The sequence below is a fragment of the Nitrospira sp. genome, assembly GCA_029194675.1.
Lineage (GTDB): Bacteria > Nitrospirota > Nitrospiria > Nitrospirales > Nitrospiraceae > Nitrospira_D.
The window spans coordinates 689,148-703,326 of sequence record JARFXP010000003.1; the positions used below are offsets into that span (position 1 = coordinate 689,148).

The window sequence follows — 14,179 nt, forward strand, 5'->3', positions numbered from 1 at the left end:
TTGAGCAATTTTGAGGAATTTACATGATTTCCACGTTGAGTGAGAGGAAAGGATGGGCTATGATGGCTCCCCCAAAGCAGAGGGAAAGGTGGAGCGGCCGTGACGTTTGCGCGACGAGAGGCATGACTCGGCGGTGAGTTGCGCACAGTTCCTGAATGGGTCCATCTGAGAGCCGTCTGGGGGTCCTGAGCTGGTCGGGCAAGGAGGGCATCGACATGAAGCTGGTAGAGGCTATCGTCAAGCCGTTCAAACTTGAAGAGATCAAGGATGCCCTGTTGGAAATCGGTGTTCAGGGGATGACTGTATCGGAAGTCAAAGGGTTTGGGCGTCAGAAAGGCCATAAGGAAACCTATCGAGGTCAAGAGTATACGATTGAATTTGTTCCCAAGGTGAAAATCGAGGTAGCTGTGACGGATGCCCAGGTGTCTCGAGTGATTGAGGCCATCACCAAGGCGGCGAAGACCGGTAGTATCGGGGATGGAAAAATTTTTGTTCGAGAGTTGAACGAGGTCGTGCGCATTCGGACGGGGGAAACCGGAGAAACCGCGCTGTGACGGTATAGGATCCAGGCGCTGGAACAGGATCGCGGAGGAACTTCAAAGGAGGACGGGGATGAACGTGCGGGAGGTATTGGAGTTCGCCAAGAAGCACAGGGTCCAGATGGTCGATCTGAAATTCGTGGATCTGCCGGGAATGTGGCAGCATATGACCATCCCTGTGAGCGAGCTGACGGAAGGGCTGTTCAAGGACGGGTCCGGCCTTGATGGATCGTCGATTCGCGGCTGGAAGGCCATCAACAACAGCGATTTGTTGATGGTGCCGGACCCTGCCACGGCATGCCTCGATCCTTTCACCGCGGTCCCGACGCTCAGCCTGACCGGAAATGTCGTGGATCCGATTTCTCGGGAAAATTACGAACGAGATCCCAGGTTTATCGCGCAAAAGGCTGAGAAGTATCTCCAGAGTACCAAGATCGGCGACAACTCATTCTGGGGGCCGGAAGCCGAGTTTTTTATCTTCGATCATGCTCGTTACGACCAAACCAGCCACAGCGGTTTCTACTATATCGACTCGGAGGAAGGCGCCTGGAACATGGGGCAAGAGGGAATCAACCTGGGGGGGAAGATTCGGCATAAGCAAGGGTATTTCCCAGTGGCTCCGGCTGACACCCAGCAAGATATCCGTAGCGAGATGGTCCTGGAAATGGAAAAGGTCGGCATCGAGGTCGAAAAGCATCATCACGAGACGGCCTCGGCCGGGCAGGCCGAAATCGATATCCGATTTGATTCTCTCGTGCGGACCGCGGACAAGATGATGCTGTACAAATACATCGTCAAAAACGTGGCGCGTCGACATGGGAAGACGGTGACATTCATGCCGAAGCCGCTCTTCAGCGATGCCGGATCAGGGATGCACACGCACCAGAGCATCTGGAAAGAAGGGAAACCGCTCTTTGCCGGGAAGGACTATGCCGGCATCTCACCGCTCTGTTTATATTATATCGGTGGCATTCTGAAGCATGCGCCGGCGCTGGCGGCGTTTACGAACCCGACGACGAACTCCTACAAGCGTATCACCCCGGGGTTCGAAGCGCCGGTACTGCTGGCCTATTCCAGCCGGAACCGATCGGCCGGCGTCCGAATTCCGATGTACTCCCCAAGTCCGAAGGCCAAGCGGATCGAAGTGCGGTTTCCCGATCCGTCCTGTAATCCCTATTTGGCATTCTCCGCGATGCTTATGGCGGGGCTCGACGGCATTCAGAACAAGATCAACCCAGGCGAGCCTGCTGAAAAAGACCTTTATGATCTCGATCCGAAGGAGGCGGCGAGTATCCCAACCATGCCCGGGAGTCTTGATGAAGCGATCAACAGCTTAGACAAGGATCACCAGTTTCTGCTCAAAGGAGAGGTGTTTACCGAGGATCTGATCGATGCCTGGATCGGTTACAAGCGGAACAAGGAGATCGATGCGATGCGTCTGCGGCCGCATCCGTACGAATTCTTCCTCTATTACGACGTCTAGTCTCAGAGAGCCGTCGACGGGCACAAGACGCACAGGTTGAGGGTTAGCGTTTCCCACAAGCCGTCTTCCGGAGCGCATAATTGGCGCTGCGCTCATCTACCGGCTGCCAGTTCCCGCTTTCGATGTAGCCGGCTGCTGATCTGCCGGTGCCCATGTGGCGGGAAAATTCGATGACTTGCAGGACGCGTACGCGAGACTGCTCACAGTCAAATTCCTTGTGGGTCTTGAAGGACAAGAATCGTGTGGTGCTGTTCCATTTGAGATCCGTTAATTGCCAGAGCGTTGCATGAGTCCCCATGTGGTGAATCGTTTTCGGATCGAAGTACAGGGTCTCGAGACCGATAGGTTGGTACTGTTTCTCGAGAGCCTCCCATCGGGCATAGACCGGGCCAGAATTGAGTAGTATCAGCAGGGCGATGAACACTAATCTCTTCATGGCAGTTGATCCCGTTCGGCACCGATCGAATCAGCCGGCTCTATTCGGATTGGATTGAATAAGGGGTCGCAGCGAAAAAATCAAGGAGCAAGAGCCGGATAAGGCGGTGTGCAAGAGTGCATCTCAGGAACCTCTTGAGCGTCCTCTTCACATAGGGTATTCTTGCGCTCACAACCAGGAGGAAAATGATGCCGAAACGAGTTCGTACAGGGTTGACACGGAGTGATATTCTCGATCGATATGTCGAGCGGTTCAAGCAGCAGCTCGTGAAATTTCAACCCTTCCTCTCGCGTAAGCGCGGGTCGGCTTCGCTTGAAGATTTCGACGAAGCGGCGGAAGAGTTGATCAGTCAGGTGTTCGGCGCTGCATCCGATGAATCAGAGGCCTATTTCTTTGCAAAGACGGGAGAATCGGCACTATTGCCTGAAGAGGCGCAGGAAAGCGGGACCCACGATGTGGAACGTGAGGGTCTCCAACAGCGCCGCCAAGTGCTGGAAAGCTGTCTGGCTGATCTCGAATTACGTCGACGACTGCAGGCAACGAGGAAAGGGAAAGGGATCGAGGCGGCGGTTGTTGAAGACTATATGTCGCATGACGTGCGAAGCATCCACCGGGATGCGAGCATCAAACAAGCGGGGCAGCTTTTGCAAAAGCATAAAGTAGGTTCGCTGATCATTGACGACGGGTCGCGGTATATCGGCATCGTCACTGAGTCAGACTTGATACGCAAGGCCATCGCCAAAGGGCTTGACCCGAATACCACGACCGTCGCCACCTGCATGAGCCGGCCACTTGTTACGATTGAAGAAGATGAGTCACTCGCCGAAGCCATGTCGCTGATGAAGAAGCAGAGCATTCGACACCTGCCGGTGACCGCCGATGCCACAATCATCGGGGTACTTTCGGTCTCTGACCTCGTTCGCGCGTTTGAAGAACAAAAAACTCCGTAGTCTTCGTACAGCAAACCGCTAGTAGTTGCACAAAACGAACGACGAAAAGCTCCGCCTACTAAGGTCTCAATCGGATACCTACCACCATGCCACCGATTATGCTGCTCAGTTGTGAGTCTGTCGGCAAGAGCTTCGGGATCAAACCGTTGTTTAGTGAGCTGTCACTCGGACTCTGCGAAGGCGATCATGTCGGGTTGATCGGTCCCAATGGGTCAGGGAAGTCCACGTTGCTCAAGATCCTGGCTGGTATCGAAGAGCCGGATAGCGGCACTCGGTCCATGCGGCGGCAGCTCCGGATCGGCTATGTCCCGCAAGAACCCTCGTTTGCCGAGCAACACTCGGCCGAAGACGCGCTGGCCCAAGTCCTTCTGGACGAGGGGTTAGACCCACATGAGCAGGGAGCATGTATTGTAAGAGCGCTCAGCCTCGGAGGGTTTATCCGTGCCGACCAACCAATCTCAACGCTCTCCGGAGGATGGAAGAAGCGGCTGGCGATCGCACGATCGCTGATGTTGGAACCGGACGTGCTGCTCATGGATGAGCCGACCAACCATTTGGACGTCGACGGCATCCTCTGGCTTGAAGGTCTGTTGAAAGCCGAGCCTCATGCGTTCATCGTTATTAGCCACGACCGGCGCTTCCTAGAATCGGTGACCACGAGGATCTGGGAATTGAATCGCCGATACCCCAATGGTCTTTTTCAGGCGAACGGGCGGTACAGCGAGTTTTTGGAGCAGCGCGATGCGGCATTGCAGGCCCAGACCGACTATCAGGCGTCGTTGGCCAATCGAGTGCGTCGGGAAGTGGAATGGCTCAGGCGAGGCCCCAAAGCCCGCACGACCAAAGCCAAGGCCAGGATCGATTCGGCCGGTCGGCTGATCGACGAACTGAACGATATTGAATCGCGCCAGAGGAACGCATCGGCCGGAATCGACTTCACCGCGTCCGGGCGAAAGTCGAAACAATTGTTGGTGGCAAAGGGGATAGGGAAATCGCTTGGCGGCAAACCGATCGTGTCCGGTCTCGACATCATGATGGGGCCGGGCGAGCGGATCGGCCTCCTTGGCCCCAATGGCAGCGGCAAGACGACCGTCTTAAAACTCTTAGCCGGAGTGTTGGAGCCAGACTGCGGTACCATCACTCGTGCCGATCGGCTACGAGTGGTAACCTTCGAACAACACCGCGAGTCATTGGACCAGCAAGCCACGTTGCGGCGCGCTCTCGCTCCAGCCGGCGGCGATGCAGTTGTGTATCAGGATCGGTCCGTGCATCTGGTCTCATGGGCGAAGCGGTTTCTTTTCAGACCGGAACAGCTGGATCTGCCGGTCTCTCGCCTGTCCGGTGGAGAGCAGGCTCGGTTGCTGATCGCGCGGCTGATGCTTCAACCGGCAGATCTCCTGATTCTCGACGAGCCAACCAATGATTTGGATATCCCGACCCTTGATGTGCTGGAAGACAGCTTGGTGGAATTTGTCGGGGGGCTTGTGCTGGTGACGCATGATCGGTGGTTGCTGGACCGCGTCTCCACCAGACTCCTCGCGTTGGATGGAACAGGCCGTGCCGAATGGTTTGCCGACTATGCCCAATGGGAAGCCGCGCAGGCGAGAAAAGAGGCGGAAGAAAGAAAACCTGAGATCTTGGAGGAGCCTTCTCTACCGACGAAGTCATCGAAACGAAAAGGCTTGTCGTATAAAGAACAAAAAGAATGGGATCAGATCGAAACGAAGATTCTTGGGGCCGAGGAGGTTGTTACAGCTTGCCAAGCTGCAGCCAATGATCCGGCCATCGCTTCTTCCGCCGTCGATTTGCAGGCGCGCTACACAGCCCTTCATGCCGCGCAAGCCGACGTCGAACGTCTCTACGCCCGCTGGACCGAATTGGACGAAAAACGCACACAACCGATCAGCAACACGTCAATTTAGCGATTGTAAGACCTCGCCACTCAATCCTTTCAGAGGTTTCCAGTGACAGGTTCCCGGCCGGTTACAAGATCCAATCGTATAGGTTTGCTCACATTTGTGATTGACGGTAAGTCGATCTGTCTAGTAAAGTAGTAATGTCACTACAATAGGTCGAGAGATAAAAATGCAGATCGGTTTACGAAAGGCGAACCAGCAGTTTTCTCGGCTCGTGAAGGCTGTGAGGGGCGGGCGAGAGGTGTTGTTGACGGATCGCGGGAGACCACTTGCCGTAATAAGACCGGTCCGTGGTGATGATGAAATGGAGTCCACCATTCAACGCTTGGAGGAAGCCGGGTTTCTGCGTGCTGCAGAGAAGCGAAGGAATCTTCCCGCGTGGAACCCTAAGTCCGTGAAGGGCGCACCACTTTCAAAGACCGTTCAAGAAGAACGAGATAAGCGGTGACCTTGGTGCGCTGGGCTTATTTCGATACCAGTGTGTTGGTCAAACGGTATATCAAAGAGGAAGGCTCGGCGGTTGCTCGCCGGCTCCTTCAACGGTATCGGTTCCTTTCATCAGCCATTGCTCCGGTCGAAGTCCTGTCTGCATTGAGTCGACGACGTACGGCCGGTGAACTTGCACATCGGGATTTCCTTGCCATCCGATCAAGGTTGCACAAAGATCGACGTTATTGGGAACTTGTGGAGGTTGGAGCCATCGTTCTGAGCCAAGCCGAGGACCTTGTCCAGAAGACTGGTCTGCGGACGCTCGATGCTGTGCACGTAGCTTCGGTGCTGAACTTCCAGGGGGCTTCTGGCATTACGGTTCCATTCGTCACTGCCGATATCAAGCAGCGCGATGTCGCTGAGACTCTTGCCCTCAACTTGATTTGGGTCGAGTAAAGCGTTGCCCGATGTCATGGTCGATTAAACACCGAGTCTCGACCTCGTTGTTTCCCCCTGAATGATTGTGCTGCACCTCACAAGAAAGAATTTGAATGGAGAGCCCCTCCCTTAATACACGAGACCAGATTCGACTCTAACTACGCGTCTCGCGTCCATCCCGATAAAGTTTTCGAACAGCAGGCAGATGAGACTTAATTCAGGTGTCTGGTATTCCAGGGCCACCTCACTTGGATTCTGCAGTAGCCAGTGCGGTCAGAAACGAGTTTAAGAAACGTCTGGATATTCAATATCTTGAGTTGCCAAATCTGAACTGCGCCGCAGTTGAATCTGGGGAAACCCGGTGTTGTTGCAGTGGACCGCAACTGCTCTCGGATTGCGACATCTCTTACTTCGCCGCTTCGGGAGAAGCCTGGCAATCTGCGAGCGTCAGAAAGAGCGATGCGAGTACGGTCCTGTAACTTTTCATCATGTTTAGCATGGCATGGATCTCTCCGAGGGCTCACTCGGAGCATCCCGAGCATGCCGATCGATGCAAGCCTAGGCGATCTCCTAGTTCATGATCGATGGCGCGTCGGATAAGGTGACAGCATGGTTGATGAAACAGGTGATTTAGAAGCGGGTAATGGAAGTGCGCTTCAAATGCGGGGGAGAGAATCGTGTTTGTGCGATTGCTGCCTCCGGGTTGTTGGGCTCTGACCGCTGACCATCGTGTGGTCTACATTCACCGGAGGCAAAGTCGCCGTTGCATCAGCGTTGGCCATGGGTACTGCCACGATGATCAAGCAGTTACTGTTGTCGCGAAGCGCGATATTAGATGCTAATCGTTCATGATGAAGGATTTCGGCAATCACAAACAGATGGGCATGGGGAGAGGAGATGGCACGAGTACGTTCGAACAAAAGTAAAAACAAGTCATTTAAAGAAGAGGAAATAAAGGCCGGTCAGTTGGACGAAAATCCCGCTCAACACCATACATTGCAACCAGCCGCTAGATCCAAAGAGCGCCAAGAGCACAAGCGGATACAAGAGGAGTCGTCTGCTGATTTGCGGGAATTCGAAAAGCTTTCCGAGCAAACGCCTTTTACTACCACTAATGGACATCAAGGTATCGAGGATGATTCTGCGACGCATCGTAGAATCGCGGAGCGGGCGTTTATTCTGTTTCTAGAGAGTGGCTGTGAGCATGGCAACGATTGGTCTCATTGGTTTGAAGCGGAACGGCAGATTAACGAAGTTCGAGTGTAGCCACAGGACGGTAAGTTTCATAAACGCGCAACGATGGCGACATTATGCGCAGCGGAAATTAGTACGATGGAGGAACCGGGAACTCTGCGGGATAGTTCGCTTTTATGGCCGGTGCCTTGCTCGGGGGCGGCGTCGTGTGGTTGTTTGCCTCTCAGCCTGGCTCGGAGCTGCGCGACATGTTGCGCCATTACGTGAAATTGAGCGAAGGATGACCTGATGGATAAGAGGCGGGAGGCATGGAATACCGTGGTGGAACGCGGCAAGGAGGATTATAAGAAGGGAGAAGAGACGATCCGCGATGCCGGCGTTCGGCCTAAGGAATTTGCAAGCCAGAGACAGAACGCGGTCGAAGAAGCAACCAATGAGCCGTCACGCAGCCACGGATAGCATACAACTGAATAGGTTAACCATAAATTATTCATAAGGGGACAATCCCGTGAGGATGCTATCACTTGTTCTCGTACTTCTTGTTCTCGTACTGAGTGGGGTGAGCGAGCTCCTAGCCGGTGAGGCCTCGGCCGCCAGAACCGACTTAGAACGCTTGAATGATGATTCAATCACGGCGAACGTACAGGGGAACCTGGCGGGCGATAATGTGTTGGATTTTGCCAGGGTCGATGTGGAGACAGAACGAGGGGCCGTGATTCTCAGTGGCGTGGTGCCAACCTCAGAGCAGAAAGCTCGCGCGGAACAGCTGGCCAGGCAGGTACGTGGCGTCAAGCAGGTCACCAACAAGCTCCAGGTCCGGACGGCCCAGCAGCCGTAAGCGCATCGGGCATGAGCACGAGACTGCGAGATGCCGACAGAAACTAACCTCTCCGTGATTGCAGGCCATGGGGCGTTGCGAATCGAGGCCGTTACAAATTGAGTGTCAGAGCTTGTCCTGTGCATTCCGATAACAAGCCCACTGCACAGAGCATCTCTCGCGGCGCCCCAGGCTCTGCTGGCCCACATTCTTCACGAGCTCTTGTGCTGTGATCGCGGATTCGCCACTAGGACAAGCCTGGACGCGATCCAACAGCGTCCAGGCAGGTGGGCTTGCCGTTCGGTCTGCCGATATACTGTTTCAAGTAAGCCTCCCTTCCTCGCGGCTCCGCACGCATGTCTTGCCGGGCGGCAGCGCGATTTGGTCCCTCAACTGAACTCAGGACCCGGAGCTTTGTTGGAGGGCGACGGACTGTCGTGAATAACGTGCGCTAGAGCTTGATCATGTAGTGAGTGCTTCTGCAGCCACCGGATGGTGTGAACAGTCCTTTGTCCGTTAAGTCTTGAGGATCGCGGGTGGTGGCTCTTGACGCGCCGGCAATTGACGTATGTTGCTTGGCATTCATGCCACCTGCGAAGCCGTTCGGCCATTTCTCCAGGATGCGGCGAAGTGCAGCAGCTGGCCGGTCATTGAGCTGATTTTTCATCCGGTCGAACAGTCTGGTTTTCTTCAGGGTGAAATCGATCTGTTTCTCGGTCTAGATCTGTGCCTCGGTCAATTGAGCCGAATGCATTCCGTATTCGGCTCATGGGAACCGCTTCTATTACAGTTCTACCCATTCATGGCCGATAGAGAAGGCGGAAGCCGGTCTCCATCGATCCACAAGTGAAAGGGATTCTCACCATGCCTTTGGCGAGCGAACTGGTTCAGTCCTGCACCACCGTGTTCACCCTGCCGGAGATCTACTTCCGCGTGCGAGGTGTGGTGGACGACCCTAATTCGACCATGGACGACCTTGCCGAGGTTCTTAAGCTGGATCCGGCCATCTCAGCCAGGCTCCTCCGCATTGTCAACAGCCCCCTCTATGGATTTCCCAAGCAGATTGACACCATTTCCCGCGCCGTCAACATCGTCGGTATGCAAGCCATCAACGACCTGGTTACTGCAACGACGGTTGGGCAGACCTTCTCCGGAATGCCGATTCAACTCATGGAAGTCCCGATGTTCTGGCGCAAGAGTGTGCTTTGTGCCTTGCTCGCCGGAAGGATTGCTGAATCCTGCGGCATCGAAGACAGTGAGCGTTTCTTCATCGAAGGTCTGCTGCGCGACATCGGCCATCTCGTCCTCTACCAGACCGTCCCGCAGCGGGCTCAGTCTGCTCTCATTGAAGCGGGCTACCTCGGAACCTCTCTGGCCGAGGTGGAGCAGTCCAATATTGGGTGCGACTTCGCGGAAGTGGGGGCCGAACTCATTCGGGCCTGGGGGATGCCTGTGCGAATCGAACAGGCCATTCGCTGTCAACTGAGCCCAAACGATGCCGGTGAATTCATCATCCATGCGTCCATCGTTCATCTGGCCGGCGTCGTCGCCGATTACGAAGAGCTCGAGCCGAATCGGCGCCCTGCTGTCATGCCGATCAGCCCCTATGCCATCACCGCCACAAGGTTTGCAGCGGCCAACCTCCCGGCACTGCTCACGGACGCCCGGGCCAAGCTGCAAGATACTTTAGCGCTTATCCATCCTCGCGCCATGGCCGCGTAACTCTACAGACATTGTCCATGATCAGAAAAAGGCTCGAATTCCGGTGAATAGGAGTTCGTCACCCGATTTGGCTACTGTAAGGGTCTTCCGATTCAAGGGGATTGTCTCTTGATGGAACTCAGGCAAGCGACCTATTACCGTGGGAACGCCGCGTTGTCGCAAGCGCCAAGCTACAATACGCCGGCCAATCGATTCAGACTCAGCGTTGTCTGGGCGAAAAACAGCTGGAAGACCTGGTAGTCTTGAGATAGCACCGGTTGGCTGGTGGTTACTCGATCACAGTAGATGAGCCCAATCGGTTTTGCTCCAACCCGCAACGGCGCCACGATCGCCGACGTCGGTCTCCAGACCTCGATAAAATCCTGTTTGAGAGTCCCGGCCATCTCGTCTAAAAAGTTGGAAACAAGGAGTGGATCGACTCGCTTGAGAACCCTGAGGAAAAACTGATGCTCCCGGCTAAGTGAACCTGAAAGGGACCGGAGGTAGAGTGCCGGAGGTGCCACCCCAAGCACCAGTCTTCCAACAAGCAGATCACTATCGTTTTGGTTCAGAAGCGCCAGGCCTATACGGTCAAATCCGGCGTCCCGATGTAGGGATTGCACAAATGCCCCGAGTAGGCCGTTGAGGTCTCTTGCAGCTTGGAGCGAGGCCTGAAGGGCCTGGAGTGTTTCAAGCGGCTTGGTCCGAACGGGAGCAACCGGTTTCTCTCGCGACGTGAGCATTGCCTGTTCTTTGCCAACCGTCGGTTTGACGGCGGGCGGACGAGGGATCGCTTCGGTGGCATCCTGCTCGTTTAGTGGTGACATGGCCTCCTGGAAGGAGTCGATTGCCAACCCCATTGAGCGGATGAGTTGGCGCCCCCGATCCATGGCCCGAATCATCAAATCAGCGAAGGAGCCGGAAGAGAGGCCGCTTACGAGCCGGAGAGTCTTCTTGGCGTCCTCCAAAGTGGGTTGCAAGGCTGGACCGGTGAGCACCTCGACCAGCCGAATGGAGCCGACGACGATACCTCGGTAGGTTTGGAGCCCACTGTGCCAATGTTCCATCGGCAGTTCTTCTGGATGACGGAAGAGCTCGATCACGTCGGCCGGTAGGTTCCACATGTGGGCCAACGCTTGGGCCAAGATCATTCGTGGTACACCAATGAGGCGCGTCTCTTCAAGTGTGCATTCCGATAGGTGCCTGTGTTTCTTGGAAATAGCCTGGAGAGCAAGAAAGAGGTCCGGGTCCTGGTAGGCGATGGCCAAGTCTCCGATCGAGTACAGGAGGGCGCCTGTAAACAACTGCCCTGGCTGTGGGTATCCAATGGCCATTCCCAGTTCACCGGCATGGGTCGCAGAGATGAGGGACTTGGCGATCAAGGTTCGGAACTCGTGTTGACGAACCGGCCAATGTTGCAGCTGTTCAACAAGATGTGCCGCAGCGACGAGGGACCGAACGGTGTCGAGCCCGAGCCAACTGACAGCATGGGGGACCGATATGATCGTCTGCTGTGGGCTGTAGGCGATGCTGTTCGCAACTTGCAGAACTTTGCACGTCAACCCATGGTCTCGGCTGATCACCTGGGCAAGATTCACGGCGTTGGACTGAGGTCCCATGTGATTGAGGATTTGCTGACAAGTTGACTCCAAAATTGGAAGACAGCGGCTGGATTCGTCGAAGAGAGGTCTGAGTTGCTGATGGAGGCGAGGGCGGATTGAGGCGATGATGGACGATTCCGTGGCCGCATTTGACGAAGTCATAGGGGGAGCCTGGTTGAGCGTCAGAAGCTCTATCGGTCAAAACCCTACCGAGCTTAAGGGCATGAAACTGTGAAAGAAAGTTCGCACGATCGTGCATCAAATGATCCAGGGTTCCTGGTGGGTCCTCGCAAGCTATTCGACCGAGTGGCTTTCCAGGAAGACCGCTTGCTCCAGCGTGCGGAAGAACCGCTGGTAGGGCAAGGGATCTTCAACGGCGCGAAGATAGGACTGAGCGCTGGCCCGCACGATGAGCTGCGAGTCGTTGCGGTTGCGGACAGTGACGGTCAGTCGCACAAGGTCGCTGCGGTGGTAGAAGGGGCCCCAATCTCGATAGTTTCTGGTGAGGAACAGGAGCGTGTCCGGCTGATAGAGGAAGTAGGATGGGTCGGGGAAGGTCGGTCGCTCAAATGCAGCGTATTTCTTTGCCGACACGATTCCCAGTTCTTCATCGAGCACTTCGATCTTGCAGTTGAAGTCCTGCAAGGTCATGACGATCGCCTCGAGCATCTTTCGCCGATCATTGGTGTCGAACACGCGTGATTGCGCGGCCCGGACCTTCACCTGACTGTCCTCGGACAACCAGATCTGCGACCGCGCGTCCGATTGCTTGTCATGCCGCATTTCATAGGGCGAACAGGCCGGGGACCACACCACCCCGGCGAGCACTATCAGAAGCAGCCATCGGAGCAGAGATAGCGATCCCGGTGATGTATCGGTGGTCATGACGATGGGGTCGACTCCCCAGGGAGAAACAGCGCCCGTTGCAACACGACGAAAAAGTTCTGATACACCTTTGGGTCTTCAATGGGTTGGTTGTTATAGATGACGTTGGCGCGAATACTCATTTTCCCCGCCGTCTGTTCCTGCACCGTCACGGTGATCGTGACGACGTCATAATAGTTCGGTTCGGCGAATCGCGCGGCGGTGACAAGTCCCAGGTCTTCATAGGCCCGTTCAATGATGAACCCCAGATCTTGTAGGGTCGCGATGACGGCTCGGATGGTGGCGTTGCGGTCCGTCACATCGAAGGTCCTCGTCTGGCGGCTGCGGATCTCCATCTGCGCATCAGTCAAGAGGAACAAATCTTGCTGGGTTTCCGGCGCGGCGCACCCCTGCAAGGAGACCACTCCGGCAAGCAGGATGCCGACGCAGATCATTTTGCTGTGCATCGTGAGCCTTTCCATGGGGTGGCTTCAGATTCGATGAGCCTCCAGAAACACGGATTTGGAAAGCTTCGCGAAAAATTGTTGATACACCACCGGATCGTTGACCATCTCCATATATTGCGCACCGGGCGGAATGTAATCGTAATCGACTTGGCCATCTCCCTTCCAGACGACCCGGTAGAATGCAATGCGAACTTCGTGATGAGTTGCGTCGGGGTTGAGCGGGCGGGACACGAGGGCCGCGACGATCTTGTGATGTAGGTCTACCGGTTGCCGGACTTTCCCGAAGGAGAGGAAGAACCATACCGTCCTCCCGATCTCTTGACCGTACTCACGGGCACTTCGTTCCTTCACCGCGCGCAGGAAGCCGACTTCCCGTTGACTTTCATCAATTTGAAATCCCAAATCCTGAAGCAGAGCGGCCGAAGCGGAGAGCAGTTCGTGCTCATTCGCCGTTTCGAAAAACCGGGTCTGCATCGCGCGATGCGTCAGAATCTCCGGCGTCAGCGCAAAGAAATCGGACGGCTTAGTACTGGAAACACAGCCGCTGAGAAGCGTGAGTGTCAGGATTGAAAGCCACCACCTGCCCATCACAGCAACTGTGGCGGGGATGCATCCCACCGGCCGATCAGAACTGAGTGGCGTTGTAGGCAAAGTCCCTGACCTTTTTCTCTTCGTCGTACTTAATGATGATGGTGAGCGTCCGTTGGCGCTGCGTGCGCACACTGTCATTTGCGGCGTTGCCCAGAATGATGATCGTCGCATAGGACGACCTGGTCGAGTCTACACGATCGGTCGAGACCCTATCATAGATCCAGACCTCTCGTCGGTTCTCGTCCGTGGTCACGATGTTGGGAGTCCCAAGGAGTTCGGCAACCTTGGAAGCAGGCATCCCGACTTTGATTTCGCCCTGCACCTTGCCGACGGTGAGGCGGTCTTCTTCTTTCGAGACGGGTTTCCCGCCGCAGCCCGCAGCGACCATGAAGAGACAAAGGCTCAGGATGCTCCATGTAGATTTCATTGAAATTTCCCTTTCTGTCGGCTCTGTGTGACGCGGACTCGTCTATGAGGATAGGCTACTGTCCCTAAGACTGTCTGTCAACGGGCGAGATCAGAAAAGCACGTAATAGTCGGTGGCCCGTCATTTCCCTCTTGCCATAGCGAGCTTCTCGCAGCAGCTTGCCGGGAAAACCAAACTCACCTCAGAGTCCGCAGTTAGCCCTCGCCGTCAAAGCGCTACATTAGAAACATTCGTAAAATCAATGTCTTGAGTGGAATCATAGGCTTGATCGCGAAAGTCTCGATGGGCAATCTCGGAATACCGGAGCAACGATGTTTCTTCATCCT

The 14,179-nt window shown here is 55.3% G+C and carries 17 protein-coding genes; 11 read left to right on the forward strand and 6 right to left on the reverse strand.

Features of this window, described 5'->3' with window-relative positions; translation table 11 throughout:
• Positions 1 to 215 precede the first annotated feature (215 nt).
• Both P0120_18140 and glnA read left to right on the forward strand, forming a co-directional pair.
• Positions 216 to 554, forward strand: a complete 339-nt coding sequence (locus P0120_18140; GenBank protein ID MDF0676234.1) for a P-II family nitrogen regulator — start codon at positions 216 to 218, stop codon at positions 552 to 554.
• Positions 555 to 612: 58 nt separating this feature from the next.
• The gene (glnA, locus tag P0120_18145) at positions 613 to 2,022 is read left to right on the forward strand and encodes a type I glutamate--ammonia ligase (protein MDF0676235.1); all 1,410 of its coding nucleotides are present in this window, start codon (positions 613 to 615) and stop codon (positions 2,020 to 2,022) included.
• A gap of 43 nt (positions 2,023 to 2,065) precedes the next feature.
• Here the strand turns inward: glnA and P0120_18150 are convergent, their stop codons facing one another.
• Positions 2,066 to 2,458: a hypothetical protein gene (locus tag P0120_18150; protein MDF0676236.1), complete on the reverse strand. Its 393-nt coding sequence runs from the start codon at positions 2,456 to 2,458 to the stop codon at positions 2,066 to 2,068.
• Positions 2,459 to 2,643: 185 nt separating this feature from the next.
• Between P0120_18150 and P0120_18155 the strand changes: the two genes are divergently transcribed.
• The 9 genes from P0120_18155 to P0120_18195 all read left to right on the forward strand — a co-directional run bounded on the left by P0120_18155 (position 2,644) and on the right by P0120_18195 (position 9,924).
• On the forward strand, positions 2,644 to 3,408 hold the full coding sequence (locus tag P0120_18155; protein ID MDF0676237.1) for a CBS domain-containing protein: 765 nt from the start codon (positions 2,644 to 2,646) through the stop codon (positions 3,406 to 3,408).
• 86 nt (positions 3,409 to 3,494) lie between these two features.
• Complete coding sequence (locus P0120_18160; GenBank protein MDF0676238.1) at positions 3,495 to 5,330, forward strand: ABC-F family ATP-binding cassette domain-containing protein; 1,836 nt, start codon at positions 3,495 to 3,497, stop codon at positions 5,328 to 5,330.
• A 163-nt stretch (positions 5,331 to 5,493) separates the two neighbouring features.
• Positions 5,494 to 5,772, forward strand: a complete 279-nt coding sequence (locus P0120_18165; protein MDF0676239.1) for a type II toxin-antitoxin system prevent-host-death family antitoxin — start codon at positions 5,494 to 5,496, stop codon at positions 5,770 to 5,772.
• Complete coding sequence (locus tag P0120_18170) at positions 5,769 to 6,209, forward strand: type II toxin-antitoxin system VapC family toxin (GenBank protein ID MDF0676240.1); 441 nt, start codon at positions 5,769 to 5,771, stop codon at positions 6,207 to 6,209. The genes P0120_18165 and P0120_18170 overlap by 4 nt, the downstream gene beginning before the upstream one ends.
• Before the next feature lie 879 nt (positions 6,210 to 7,088).
• Positions 7,089 to 7,457, forward strand: a complete 369-nt coding sequence (locus tag P0120_18175) for a DUF2934 domain-containing protein (GenBank protein ID MDF0676241.1) — start codon at positions 7,089 to 7,091, stop codon at positions 7,455 to 7,457.
• 216 nt (positions 7,458 to 7,673) lie between these two features.
• Positions 7,674 to 7,844, forward strand: coding sequence for a hypothetical protein (locus P0120_18180; GenBank protein ID MDF0676242.1), 171 nt, complete (start codon positions 7,674 to 7,676; stop codon positions 7,842 to 7,844).
• Between the two features lie 55 nt (positions 7,845 to 7,899).
• On the forward strand, positions 7,900 to 8,223 hold the full coding sequence (locus P0120_18185) for a BON domain-containing protein (GenBank protein MDF0676243.1): 324 nt from the start codon (positions 7,900 to 7,902) through the stop codon (positions 8,221 to 8,223).
• A gap of 547 nt (positions 8,224 to 8,770) precedes the next feature.
• Positions 8,771 to 9,052, forward strand: coding sequence for a hypothetical protein (locus P0120_18190; protein ID MDF0676244.1), 282 nt, complete (start codon positions 8,771 to 8,773; stop codon positions 9,050 to 9,052).
• A gap of 14 nt (positions 9,053 to 9,066) precedes the next feature.
• Entirely contained in the window at positions 9,067 to 9,924 is an 858-nt protein-coding gene (locus tag P0120_18195; GenBank protein ID MDF0676245.1) for an HDOD domain-containing protein, read from the forward strand.
• A gap of 170 nt (positions 9,925 to 10,094) precedes the next feature.
• Here P0120_18195 and P0120_18200 read toward each other — a convergent pair whose 3' ends face one another.
• The 5 genes from P0120_18200 to P0120_18220 all read right to left on the reverse strand — a co-directional run bounded on the left by P0120_18200 (position 10,095) and on the right by P0120_18220 (position 13,853).
• The gene (locus tag P0120_18200) at positions 10,095 to 11,666 is read right to left on the reverse strand and encodes an HDOD domain-containing protein (GenBank protein MDF0676246.1); all 1,572 of its coding nucleotides are present in this window, start codon (positions 11,664 to 11,666) and stop codon (positions 10,095 to 10,097) included.
• 132 nt (positions 11,667 to 11,798) lie between these two features.
• Positions 11,799 to 12,389 (reverse strand): hypothetical protein, encoded by a 591-nt coding sequence (locus P0120_18205; GenBank protein MDF0676247.1) that lies wholly within the window; start codon positions 12,387 to 12,389, stop codon positions 11,799 to 11,801.
• Positions 12,386 to 12,835: a hypothetical protein gene (locus tag P0120_18210; protein MDF0676248.1), complete on the reverse strand. Its 450-nt coding sequence runs from the start codon at positions 12,833 to 12,835 to the stop codon at positions 12,386 to 12,388. Before P0120_18210 ends, P0120_18205 begins: the two co-directional genes overlap by 4 nt.
• 24 nt (positions 12,836 to 12,859) lie before the next feature.
• Positions 12,860 to 13,423: a hypothetical protein gene (locus tag P0120_18215; GenBank protein ID MDF0676249.1), complete on the reverse strand. Its 564-nt coding sequence runs from the start codon at positions 13,421 to 13,423 to the stop codon at positions 12,860 to 12,862.
• 37 nt (positions 13,424 to 13,460) lie between these two features.
• A complete protein-coding gene (locus tag P0120_18220) occupies positions 13,461 to 13,853 on the reverse strand; it encodes a hypothetical protein (protein ID MDF0676250.1) in 393 nt (130 codons plus the stop codon).
• Between the last annotated feature and the right edge of the window lie 326 nt (positions 13,854 to 14,179).

Coding starts and splice junctions, on each gene's coding strand:
- P0120_18175 (MDF0676241.1), top strand. CDS start 7,089: ATGGCACGAGTACGTTCGAACAAAAGTAAAAACAAGTCATTTAAAGAA.
- P0120_18210 (MDF0676248.1), bottom strand. CDS start 12,835: ATGCACAGCAAAATGATCTGCGTCGGCATCCTGCTTGCCGGAGTGGTC.
- P0120_18215 (MDF0676249.1), bottom strand. CDS start 13,423: ATGGGCAGGTGGTGGCTTTCAATCCTGACACTCACGCTTCTCAGCGGC.
- P0120_18155 (MDF0676237.1), top strand. CDS start 2,644: ATGATGCCGAAACGAGTTCGTACAGGGTTGACACGGAGTGATATTCTC.
- P0120_18200 (MDF0676246.1), bottom strand. CDS start 11,666: ATGACTTCGTCAAATGCGGCCACGGAATCGTCCATCATCGCCTCAATC.
- P0120_18195 (MDF0676245.1), top strand. CDS start 9,067: ATGCCTTTGGCGAGCGAACTGGTTCAGTCCTGCACCACCGTGTTCACC.
- P0120_18220 (MDF0676250.1), bottom strand. CDS start 13,853: ATGAAATCTACATGGAGCATCCTGAGCCTTTGTCTCTTCATGGTCGCT.
- P0120_18140 (MDF0676234.1), top strand. CDS start 216: ATGAAGCTGGTAGAGGCTATCGTCAAGCCGTTCAAACTTGAAGAGATC.
- P0120_18165 (MDF0676239.1), top strand. CDS start 5,494: ATGCAGATCGGTTTACGAAAGGCGAACCAGCAGTTTTCTCGGCTCGTG.
- glnA (MDF0676235.1), top strand. CDS start 613: ATGAACGTGCGGGAGGTATTGGAGTTCGCCAAGAAGCACAGGGTCCAG.
- P0120_18150 (MDF0676236.1), bottom strand. CDS start 2,458: ATGAAGAGATTAGTGTTCATCGCCCTGCTGATACTACTCAATTCTGGC.
- P0120_18160 (MDF0676238.1), top strand. CDS start 3,495: ATGCCACCGATTATGCTGCTCAGTTGTGAGTCTGTCGGCAAGAGCTTC.
- P0120_18205 (MDF0676247.1), bottom strand. CDS start 12,389: ATGACCACCGATACATCACCGGGATCGCTATCTCTGCTCCGATGGCTG.
- P0120_18190 (MDF0676244.1), top strand. CDS start 8,771: ATGTTGCTTGGCATTCATGCCACCTGCGAAGCCGTTCGGCCATTTCTC.
- P0120_18185 (MDF0676243.1), top strand. CDS start 7,900: ATGCTATCACTTGTTCTCGTACTTCTTGTTCTCGTACTGAGTGGGGTG.
- P0120_18180 (MDF0676242.1), top strand. CDS start 7,674: ATGGATAAGAGGCGGGAGGCATGGAATACCGTGGTGGAACGCGGCAAG.